General features: G+C 73.1%; 7 protein-coding genes and 1 pseudogene. 6 read left to right on the top strand and 2 right to left on the bottom strand.

Annotated elements, in window-relative coordinates:
- Positions 1-25 precede the first annotated feature (25 nt).
- Positions 26-1,452 (top strand): annotated as a pseudogene (locus OG937_15355) (sugar porter family MFS transporter).
- Between the two features lie 93 nt (positions 1,453-1,545).
- Here the strand turns inward: OG937_15355 and OG937_15350 are convergent.
- A complete protein-coding gene (locus OG937_15350) occupies positions 1,546-2,535 on the bottom strand; it encodes an LLM class flavin-dependent oxidoreductase (protein WUD72973.1) in 990 nt (329 codons plus the stop codon).
- Positions 2,536-2,635: 100 nt separating this feature from the next.
- On the opposite strand from OG937_15350, the gene ftsY reads away from it, so the two are divergent.
- Complete coding sequence (gene ftsY / locus OG937_15345; GenBank protein ID WUD72972.1) at positions 2,636-3,862, top strand: signal recognition particle-docking protein FtsY; 1,227 nt, start codon at positions 2,636-2,638, stop codon at positions 3,860-3,862.
- Positions 3,863-3,935: 73 nt separating this feature from the next.
- On the opposite strand, the gene OG937_15340 is transcribed toward ftsY, so the two are convergent.
- Positions 3,936-4,610, bottom strand: coding sequence for a bifunctional DNA primase/polymerase (locus OG937_15340; protein WUD72971.1), 675 nt, complete (start codon positions 4,608-4,610; stop codon positions 3,936-3,938).
- A 299-nt stretch (positions 4,611-4,909) separates the two neighbouring features.
- On the opposite strand from OG937_15340, the gene OG937_15335 reads away from it, so the two are divergent.
- The 4 genes from OG937_15335 (at position 4,910) to OG937_15320 (ending at position 11,017) form a co-directional block, all read left to right on the top strand.
- A complete protein-coding gene (locus OG937_15335) occupies positions 4,910-6,358 on the top strand; it encodes a hypothetical protein (GenBank protein WUD72970.1) in 1,449 nt (482 codons plus the stop codon).
- A gap of 393 nt (positions 6,359-6,751) precedes the next feature.
- Complete coding sequence (locus OG937_15330) at positions 6,752-8,110, top strand: ammonium transporter (GenBank protein WUD72969.1); 1,359 nt, start codon at positions 6,752-6,754, stop codon at positions 8,108-8,110.
- A complete protein-coding gene (locus OG937_15325; GenBank protein ID WUD72968.1) occupies positions 8,107-8,445 on the top strand; it encodes a P-II family nitrogen regulator in 339 nt (112 codons plus the stop codon). The genes OG937_15330 and OG937_15325 overlap by 4 nt, the downstream gene beginning before the upstream one ends.
- Positions 8,446-8,536: 91 nt before the next feature.
- Positions 8,537-11,017: a [protein-PII] uridylyltransferase gene (locus OG937_15320; protein ID WUD72967.1), complete on the top strand. Its 2,481-nt coding sequence runs from the start codon at positions 8,537-8,539 to the stop codon at positions 11,015-11,017.
- Positions 11,018-11,072 lie beyond the last annotated feature (55 nt).

Genomic DNA, 11,072 nt, shown 5'->3' with positions numbered 1-11,072 from the left:
AGTTGTGAACGAGTAGAGGGGATCCCTGGGGGATCCTCTGCTTCGTTGCGCCAACGGCCGCTCCGGCGGCCATGCCGACCACCTCGGGCACGTCATCTTCATCACCGCGGCCGCCGCCATGGGCGGCTTCCTCTTCGGCTACGACAGCTCCGTCATCAACGGCGCCGTCGAGGGCATCCGCGGGAAGTACGACATCGGCTCGGCCGTGCTCGCCCAGGTCGTCGCCATCGCGCTGATCGGCTGTGCGATCGGCGCCGCCACCGCGGGCCGCGTCGCCGACCGCATCGGGCGCATCCGCGTCATGCGGATCGCCGCCGCGCTCTTCACGGTCAGCGCCGTGGGCTCCGCCCTTCCCTTCAGCCTCTGGGACCTGGCGCTGTGGCGCGTGGTGGCGGCTTCGCCATCGGCATGGCGTCGGTGATCGGCCCCGCCTACATCGCCGAGGTCGCGCCCGCCGCGTACCGCGGCCGGCTCGGCTCCTTCCAGCAGGCCGCGATCGTGATCGGCATCGCCGTCTCCCAGCTCGTCAACTGGGGCCTGCTCCAGGCCGCCGACGGCGACCAGCGCGGTGACCTGCTGGGCGTCGAGGCGTGGCAGGTCATGCTCGGCGTGATGGTCGTGCCCGCCGTCCTGTACGGCCTGCTGTCCTTCGCGATCCCCGAGTCGCCCCGCTTCCTGATCTCCGCCGGCCGGATCCCCGACGCCGAGAAGGTGCTGCGCGACGTCGAGGGCGAGCACACCGACGCGGACGCACGGGTCGCCGAGATCCGCGAGCACATGCGCAGCGAGCACCGCTCCCGCTTCAAGGACCTGCTCGGCGGGCGCTTCGGCTTCGCCCCGATCGTGTGGGTCGGCATCGGGCTGTCGGTGTTCCAGCAGCTCGTCGGCATCAACGTGATCTTCTACTATTCGGCCACCCTCTGGCAGTCCGTGGGCGTCGACCCGAGCAGCTCGTTCTTCCACTCCTTCACCACGTCGATCATCAACATCATCGGCACCGTGATCGCGATGCTGTTCGTCGACAGGATCGGCCGCAAGCCTCTCGCCCTCGTCGGTTCCTTCGGCATGGCGGTCTCGCTGGGCCTGGTCGCCTGGGCCTTCTCCCACAAGACCGGCACCGGCGGCCACATCAGCCTCCCCGGCACCGAGGGCGCCGTGGCACTCGTCGGCGCGCACGCCTTCGTGCTCTTCTTCGCCCTGTCGTGGGGCGTCGTGGTGTGGGTCTTCCTCGGCGAGATGTTCCCGAGCCGGATCCGCGCCGCCGCGCTCGGCGTCGCCGCCCGCGCGCGGTGGATCGCCAACTGGGTGATCACGGCCGGCTTCCCCAGCCTGTCGGACTGGAACCTGTCGCTGACCTACGTGATCTACACGGCCTTCGCCGCGCTCTCCATCCCCTTCGTCGTGACGTTCGTCCCGGAGACGAAGGGCAAGACCCTGGAGGAGATGGGCTGACCGGCCCCACCCGCTTCCGCAGCGCCGCCCCCGTGGTGCCCCTCCGGGCCCGGGGGCGGCGCCGTGCGCCGGGCCGCTCGCGGCCGGGCCCGGTCAGTCCTTGAGCCGGGGCAGCACCTGCTCCGCGAACAGGCGCAGGCTCCGCCAGCCCTCCTCGACCGGCATGCCCCCGCACAACGGGTGCAGCACGAGGGCGGCGGCCGGGTCGGTGCTCGCCTCCGCGAAGGCGACGCACTCGTCGGGGGTGACCACGCGGTAGACGCCCTCGCGGCGCAGTTCGTCCGGGGAGGCCGCGCTGGAGCGCACCGCCGAGCGGATGCCGGCGGACTGCCAGGAGGCGTAGGTGGCGGCCTCGTGGAACAGGTGCCGCCCGTACTCGGCCCAGGTGCGGTCGGGGTCCTTCGACAGGTGGAGCAGCGGCACCTGCGGCGGGGGCATCAGGCACCAGCCCTCGGTGCCGTGCTCGGCGAGCTGCTCCCGGTAGTACGTCTCCAGTTCCGGGAGGTGGGCGCTGGGGAAGAACGGCAGGCCGAACCGTGCCGCCCGGCGCGCCGCGGCGCGCGAGCTGCCGCCGACGATCAGCAGCGGGTGCGGGGAGCTGTGGGGGCGGGGCGTGACCCGGACGGTCCGGCCGCGGAAGACGAAGGGCTCACCGGTCCACGCCGTGAGCAGCGTCTCCAGCAGCTCGTCCTGGAGGGCGCCGCGCCGGTGCCAGTCCACCCCGAGGGCCTCGTACTCCTCCGGGCGGTAGCCGATGCCGGCGACGGTGACCAGCCGGCCGCCGCCGACGTGGTCGAGCACCGCGAGGTCCTCCGCCAGCCGCAGCGGGTCGTACAGCGGCCCGATCAGCGCGGAGACGGTGACCGCGATGCGGCGGGTCGCGCCGAGGACGGCCCCCGCGAAGGTCAGGGGCGAGGGCAGCCAGCCGTCGGGGGAGCCGTGGTGCTCCTCGGTCTGGAGGGTGGCGACGCCGTGTTCGTCGGCGTACGCGGCCATCTCCAGGGCGGCCCGGTAGCGGTGGCTCAGCGCCCCGGGCGCGGCCGCGGGGTCGACGAGGTTGAAACGTACGACAGTGGCGGGCATGCGCCGACGTTAGCTGACGAACCGTCAGATGAACAGAGTCGCGGACGCCCGCCGGGTGGCTCCCGGGAGGGCGCGCCGCGTGACCGATACTGGACGGGTTATGGAAACCGTCATTCTTGCCGTAGTCATCGCCCTGGTCGTGATCCTGGCGGCCGGCGGGCTGGTGGTGGGCAGCCGCCGCAGGAAGCAGCTGCCCCCCGCACCGCCCACCGAGCAGCCGACGATCACCGCGCCCCCCGCCGAACCGCAGATCGGCGACGAGGCGGAGGCCCCGCGGGACGAACCCCGCCGGACCATCGAAGAGGTCGAGCTCCCCGAGTCGGAAGACGCCTCCGCCGGCGGCGTCCTCGTCGAGGAGCGCCCGGCCGCCCCCGAGATCGAGCGGCCCGAGCCCACCGCCGGCCGTCTGGTGCGGCTGCGCTCCCGGCTGTCGCGCTCGCAGAACGCGCTCGGCAAGGGGCTGCTCACGCTGCTCGCGCGCGAGCACCTCGACGAGGACACGTGGGAGGAGGTCGAGGACACCCTGCTCACCGCGGACGTCGGGGTCGCCCCCACCCAGGAACTCGTGGAGCGGCTGCGCACCCGGGTGAAGGTGCTCGGCACCCGCACCCCCGCCGACCTGCGGCAGCTGCTGCGCGAGGAACTCCTGGCCCTGATCGGCACGGATCTGGACCGCACGCTCCACACGGACGGGCTGCCGAACGGGGACGGGGCCGACCAGCCGGCCGTGCTGATGGTCGTCGGCGTCAACGGCACCGGCAAGACCACCACCACCGGCAAGCTCGCCCGTGTCCTGGTGGCCGACGGCCGCAGCGTCGTGCTGGGCGCCGCCGACACCTTCCGTGCCGCCGCCGCGGACCAGCTGCAGACCTGGGGCGAGCGGGTCGGCGCCCGCACCGTGCGCGGTCCCGAGGGCGGCGACCCGGCGTCGGTCGCCTTCGACGCGGTGAAGGAGGGCATCGCCGAGGGTGCGGACGTCGTGCTCATCGACACCGCGGGCCGGCTGCACACCAAGACCGGCCTGATGGACGAGCTCGGCAAGGTCAAGCGCGTCGTGGAGAAGCACGGCCCGGTGGACGAGGTCCTGCTGGTCCTGGACGCCACGACGGGTCAGAACGGACTGGTCCAGGCCCGGGTCTTCGCCGAGGTCGTCGACATCACCGGCATCGTGCTCACCAAGCTCGACGGCACCGCCAAGGGCGGCATCGTCGTCGCCGTCCAGCGCGAGCTGGGCGTTCCGGTCAAGCTGATCGGCCTGGGCGAGGGGGCGGACGACCTCGCGCCGTTCGAGCCCGAGGCCTTCGTGGACGCGCTGATCGGCTCGTAGCCGGCGGCGTCCGCGGACAAGCGGACACGTGGACAAGGGGCGCACTCCCACGAGTGCGCCCCTTGCTCGTCGTTCACGCGTACGCGCGGTCCCGGTGGCAGACGTACGCCAGCGTGCCGAGCAGCAGCCGGGCCTCCGGCGGCTGGCGGGCGGCGTCCAGCGCCGGCGGCCGCAGCCAGCGGACCGGGCCGAGGCCGCCGAGGTCGGAGGGCGGGGCGGTCACGTGGTCGCCCGGCCCGAGGCAGCGCAGGTCGAGGTCGGCGTCGTCCCAGCCCATGCGGTACAGCAGGTGCGGGAGCTCGGCGGCGGCACCCGGTGCGACGAAGAACTGCGCCCTGCCGTCCGGGGTGGCGATGACCGGCCCGAGACGCAGCCCCATGCGCTCCAGGCGCACCAGGGCGCGTACGCCGGATCGTTCCGCCACGTCGATCACGTCGAAGGCGCGGCCCACGGGGAGCATCAGCGCCGCGCCCGGCACGCGCTCCCAGGCGGCCACGGCCTCCTCGAGGGTGGCCCCGGCCGGCACCTCGCCGGCGAACTCCAGTGCGTGGGCGCCCGGTGCCTTGCACCCCGGGTCACCGCAGGAGCACTGCCCGCCCCCGCGCGTGGCGCGCGCACCCGGCGCCACCGCCCATCCGCACAACCCGGTGTACTCCGCCACGGTGGTGCACGCCGAGGCGTGCGTCCGGCGGCGCGCGCCGGAGCGGATGTGTCGCATCTCCCGCATGCTGCCGATCGTGAAGCCCATGACACCCCCAACGGGTCGTAGTTGCCGATGGTTACGCCCGTGCCTGATCGGCATGTGTCAAGTGAATCGCGCCGTGTGCACATGTAGTTCATTCGAAGGGGTGGCGAATGGTGGCGTTTTCGCTGGAGGCATCGCCGGATGGGTGATCGTAGGATTACTTTCGGTTTGCAAGCCCCGGAAGTGTGCGGGCCGGCGGGTATGCCGGAGGCAAGACTCGTAGGACACTGAGGCACATGGGGGCCAGGCAGGCAACGGCCCTCATCCCCGGAGGTGTTGGGCGACGGAATGGGGGCGTCACGGTGGGCGGCACACAGGACAAGCAGCCCAACGCGCAGTTGACCTCTTGGTTTGTGCGCAGCGGCTGGTCCAAGGGCGAACTCGCCCGTCAGGTGAACCGCAGAGCACGCCAGATGGGCGCGCTGCACGTCAGCACGGACACCTCACGGGTGCGCCGCTGGCTGGACGGCGAGCAGCCGCGCGAACCCATCCCGCGCATCCTGTCCGAGCTGTTCTCCGAACGCTTCGGCACCGTCGTCCCGGTGGAGGACCTCGGCCTGCGCCCCGCCCACCAGCCGCCCGCCGCGACCGGCGTGGACCTGCCGTGGGCCGGGCCGCAGACGGTCCAGCTGATCAACGAGTTCTCCCGCAGCGACCTGATGCTCGGCCGTCGCGGCTTCCTCGGGACCTCCCTGGCGCTGGCCGCCGGCCCCGCCCTCGTCGAGCCGATGCAGCGCTGGCTGGTGCCCACCCCCGCGTCCGGCGCCGACGTCCCCCCGCCGCGCGAGTCCGGGGGCAGGGTCCGGCTCTCCGAGCCCGAGCTGGAGCTGCTGGAGGCCACCACGGTGATGTTCCGGCAGTGGGACAACCAGTGCGGCGGCGGCCTGCGCCGCAAGGCCGTGGTGGGCCAGCTGCACGAGGTCACCGACCTGCTCCAGGAGTCCCATCCGCAGTCCGTCGCCAAGCGGCTCTACCGCGTCACCGCCGAGCTCGCCGCGCTCGCCGGCTGGATGTCCTACGACGTCGGCCTGCACCCCACGGCGCAGAAGTACCTGGTCCTGGCCCTGCACGCGGCCAAGGAGGCGGACGACCGCCCGCTGGGTGCCTTCGTCCTGTCCAGCATGAGCCGCCAGATGATCCACCTGGACCGGCCCGACGACGCACTGGAACTCATCCACCTGGCGCAGTACGGCAGCAGGGACAGCGCGACCGCCACCACCCAGGCGATGCTGTACGCGATGGAGGCCCGCGCCTACGCCAACATGGGCCAGGTCAGCAAGTGCCACCGCGCCGTGCGGATGGCCGAGGACTCCTACACCGACTCCCGCCCCACCGAGGACCCGGACTGGATCAGCTTCTTCAACGAGGCCGAGCTCAACGCCGAGAACGCCCACTCCTACCGCGACCTGGCGTACGTGGCCGGCCGCAGCCCCACGTACGCCTCGCTGGCCCACCCGGTGATGCAGCGGGCCGTCGAGCTCTTCTCCAAGGACACCGTCCACCAGCGCGCCTACGCCCTCAACCTGATCGGCATGGCCACCGTGCACCTGCTCCAGCGCAGCCCGGAGGAGGCCGCGGGCCTCACCGTCCAGGCCATCGACGTCGCCAAGCACGTGCGCTCCGAGCGGGTGAACACCCGCATCCGCAAGACCGCCGACACCGCGCTGCGCGACTACGGCAAGGTCGCCGAGGTCGCCCAGCTCAGCGAGCGCCTGGCGTCCGACCTCCCCGAGGTCGCCGGGACCGCCTGACCCGGCGGTCCACCCCGCACCCCGGCCGCGGCCGGCCATCCCGACAGCCCGACTCGGCTCCCCCATGCCAGGTCAACCGGGTGGCCCGCCGCGGCCGGTCCTCGTTCACCGACCCGTCCGTTCGACGGCGTGGCGAGGTTTGTACACCCCGGCCCGCGCGGCACGTATACAGCTCGTCGGCCCGCCCGAGGGGTCACGGAGTCGTGACGGCGTCGTCATGGCGGCGCCCGCTGGGGTGGCGGTTCATCCCGACGTAACACGGACGACTTCTTCGTCACGGTTCCGAAACACCCGATGGCGTCGACGGAAACCCGGCTGGGACAACCTCATGGCGAAAACCGGCCCATCGAGCCCGCTTCCCGCACGGGCCGTTCGGATGACGAGGAGACGCCGATGGCAGCAGGCTTCTTGACGCTTGCCGCAGATACGCCCACGCTCGACAGCGGTAGCACGGCGTTCATGCTGCTGAGCGCAGCGTTGGTGCTCGTGATGACCCCCGGCCTCGCCTTCTTCTACGGCGGCATGGTGCGGGTCAAGAGCGTGCTGAACATGCTGATGATGAGCTTCATCGCCATCGGCATCGTCACCGTGCTGTGGACGCTCTACGGCTTCACCGTCGCATTCGACTCCGGCAACGCCTTCTTCGGCGGCTTCGACTGGGCCGGCATGCGCAACATCGGGATCTCCCAGCTGTGGGACGGCTACACCATCCCGGTCTACGTCTTCGCCGTCTTCCAGCTGATGTTCGCGATCATCACGCCCGCCCTGATCAGCGGCGCCCTGGCGGACCGGGTGAAGTTCACCGCCTGGTCGCTCTTCGTGGCCCTGTGGGCGACGGTCGTGTACTTCCCGGTCGCCCACATGGTCTGGGCGTCGGACGGCTTCCTCTTCACCCGCGGCGTGATCGACTTCGCCGGCGGTACGGCGGTGCACATCAACGCCGGTGCCGCGGCGCTCGGCGTGATCCTCGTCATCCGCAAGCGCGTGGGCTTCAAGAAGGACCCGTTCCGCCCGCACAACCTGCCGCTGGTCATGCTCGGCGCCGGCCTGCTGTGGTTCGGCTGGTTCGGGTTCAACGCCGGCTCCTGGCTCGCCTCCGACGGCGTCGCGGCCGTGGCCTTCACCAACACCCAGGTCGCCACCGCCTCCGCGATGCTCGGCTGGCTCGCCTACGAGAAGATCAAGCACGGCTCCTTCACCACCCTGGGCGCCGCCTCCGGCGCGGTCGCCGGTCTGGTCGCCATCACCCCGGCCTGCGGTTCGGTCAGCCCGCTCGGCGCGATCGCGGTCGGTGTCATCGCCGGTGTGGCCTGCGCCGCGGCGGTCGGTCTGAAGTACAAGTTCGGCTACGACGACTCCCTCGACGTGGTCGGCGTCCACATGGTCGGCGGCATCGTCGGCTCCCTGCTCATCGGCTTCTTCGCCACCGGCGGGGTCGGCCAGACCGCCAAGGGCGTCTTCTACGGCGGCGGCTTCGACCAGCTGTGGAAGCAGTTCCTGGGCGTCGGCGTGGTCCTGTTCTACTCGCTGATCGCCTCGGCGATCCTTGCCAAGCTCATCGACCTGGTGATCGGATTCACCGTCAGCGAGGACACCGAGGTCGCGGGCATCGACCAGGCCGAGCACGCGGAGACCGGCTACGACTTCGCGGGCGTGGCCGGCGCGGTCCGCTCCGCCCTCTCCTCCCTGGACAGCAGCAGTGGCAGCGGCACCCAGGTGACCGACGCCCCGTCGAAGAAGGTGGACGCGTGAAGCTCATCACCGCGGTCGTGAAGCCGCACCGGCTGGACGAGATCAAGGAGGCGCTGCAGGCCTTCGGCGTCCAGGGCCTGACGGTCACCGAGGCCAGTGGCTACGGCCGTCAGCGGGGCCACACCGAGGTCTACCGTGGTGCCGAGTACACCGTGGACCTGGTGCCCAAGATCCGCATCGAGGTGCTCGTCGAGGACGGCGACGCCGACCAGCTGATCGACGTCATCGTCAAGGCCGCCCGCACCGGCAAGATCGGTGACGGCAAGGTCTGGAGCATCCCGGTCGAGACCGCCGTACGGGTCAGGACCGGGGAGCGCGGCCCGGACGCGCTCTGAGGACGCGGGGGCGCGGCCGGTACTCCGGCCGCGCCCTTTCGCACCACCGAACCCGAGCAGTTCCACCGCACGGCCTGCGACTGGAGACAGTGTGACGGAGAACGTCGACGCGAAAGCCCACGACGGACACGCCCCTGCAGGCTATGCGGCGGCCCGGCTGGCCCTCCTGAACGGCGAGGGTCCGTCCGGGCCGCCGCGGCGCAAGGCGCTGGCCTCCCTGACCGACGCCTGGCTCGCCGACCTCGCCCGCGGTGCGGCCGACCGGACCGGGGCGCGGGGCTGGTCGCTGGTCGCCGTCGGCGGCTACGGCAGGGGGGAGCTCTCCCCGCGCAGCGACCTGGACCTGCTGCTGCTCCACGACGGCTCCGCCGGGCCCGCGGACGTCGCCGGCCTCGCCGACGGGATCTGGTACCCGGTCTGGGACCTGGGCGTCGCCCTCGACCACTCCGTCCGCACCCCCGCGGAGGCCCGCAGGACCGCCGCCGAGGACCTCAAGGTCCAGCTCGGCCTCCTCGACGCCCGCCACATCGTCGGCGACGCCGCCCTCACGGCCTCCCTGCGCACCGCGGTCCTCGCCGACTGGCGCAACCAGGCGCCCAAGCGGCTCCCCGCGCTCCACGAGCTGTGCCTGGAGCGCGCCGAGCGCCACGGCGAGCTCTCGTACCTGCTGGAGCCCGACCTCAAGGAGGCCCGCGGCGGGCTGCGCGACGCCACCGCCCTGCGCGCCGTCGCCGCCTCCTGGCTCGCCGACGCGCCCCGCGAGGGCCTGGAGGACGCCAGGACCCGGCTGCTCGACGCCCGGGACGCCCTCCACCTGGTGACCGGCCGCGCCACCGACCGGCTGGCCCTGCAGGAGCAGGACCAGGTGGCCGGCGCACTCGGCCTGCTCGACGCCGACACGCTGCTGCGCCAGGTGTACGAGGCCGCCCGGACCGTCGGCTACGCCTTCGACGTCACCTGGCGCGAGGTCGGCCGGGTCCTGCGCTCCCGCCAGATGCGGCCCCGCCGCCGCGGGCTGCTCGGCCGCTCCCGCCCGGAGCAGGGCGCGAACGCGCCCGAGCGCACCCCGCTCGCCGACGGCGTCGTGGAGCACGAGGGCGAGGCCGTCCTCGCGCTCACGGCCAGGCCCGAGCGCGACCCGGTGCTGCCGCTGCGCGCCGCCGCGGCCGCCGCCGAGCACGGTGTACCGCTGTCGCTGCACGCGGTCCGCCGGCTGAGCGTGGCCCAGGCCACCCGGCCGCTGCCGGTGCCGTGGCCCGCCGAGGCCCGCGAACAACTCGTGACGCTGCTCGGCGCGGGGGAGTCCACCGTGCAGGTGTGGGAGGCACTGGAGGCCGCGGGCATGATCACGCGGCTGCTCCCCGACTGGGAACGGGTCCGCTGCCGCCCGCAGCGCAACGCCGTGCACATCTGGACCGTCGACCGGCACCTCATCGAGTGCGCGGTGCGCGCCTCGCGCCTGACCCGCCGGGTGGGCCGCCCCGACCTGCTGCTCATCGCCGCCCTGCTGCACGACATCGGCAAGGGCTGGCCCGGCGACCACTCCGAGGCCGGCGAGGTCATCGCCCGCGACGTCGCGGCCCGCTTCGGCTTCGGCCGCGCCGACGTGGAGACGCTGGCCCTGCTGGTCCGGCACCACCTGCTGCTGATCGAGACCGCGACCCGGCGCGACCTGGACGACCCCGCCACCGTGCAGAGCGTCGCCGAGGCCGTCCGCGACTCCGAGACGCTGGAGCTGCTCCACGCGCTGACCGAGGCGGACGCCCTCGCCACCGGTCCGGCCGCCTGGAGCGCCTGGCGGTCCTCACTCGTCGGCGACCTGGTCAAGCGGGTCGCCGCCGTGCTGGTGAGCGGGGCGGTGCCCGGGCCCGCCGACCCCGAGCCCACCGCCGAGGAGGAGCGTCTGGCGGTCGAGGCGGCGCGCACCGGGGGCCCGGTCATCGCGCTGCACGCCCACGCCGAGCCCGACCCCGACGGGGCCGCCCCGCGGACCGCGGACGACGAACCCGAGCCCGTCGGCGTGGAGCTGCTGCTCGCCGTCCCCGACCGGCCAGGGCTGCTGGCGGCGGCGGCGGGCGTGCTCGCCCTGCACCGGCTCACCGTCCGGGCCGCCGACCTGCGCGCGGTCGACCCCATCCACCAGGGCCCGGTGACCCTCCTGCGCTGGCGGGTGGCCGCCGAATACGGCTCGCTGCCCGAGGCGGCACGCCTGCGCAACGACTTCGCCCGGGCCTTCGCGGGCTCCCTCGACATCGAGGCACGGCTGGCGGAGCGGGAGTCCGCGTACCCCCGCCGTCGCGGGGTCACGCCTCCGCCGCCCCGTGTCACCGTCGCCCCCGGCAGCTCCAGCGCCGCGACCGTCATCGAGGTCCGCGCCCACGACGCCCCGGGGCTGCTGCACCGCATCGGCCGGGCCCTGGAGTCCACCGGCGTGAACGTCAGGTCCGCCCGGATCAGTACGCTCGGCGCCAACGCGGTGGACGCGTTCTACGTCACGGACACCGCGGGCGATCCGCTTCCCGACGTACGGGCGGCCGAGGTCGCCGACGAGGTGGAGCGGGCCCTGCGCTGACGCGGTGGAGACCATTCGCGGCCCGGGCGGATACCCTTGAGGACGACCTATCACC

This window comes from Streptomyces sp. NBC_00510, assembly GCA_036013505.1.
Classification (GTDB): domain Bacteria; phylum Actinomycetota; class Actinomycetes; order Streptomycetales; family Streptomycetaceae; genus Actinacidiphila.
Note: the sequence above shows the minus strand (reverse complement) of the source record. Positions and strands in the feature narration are given on the sequence as shown.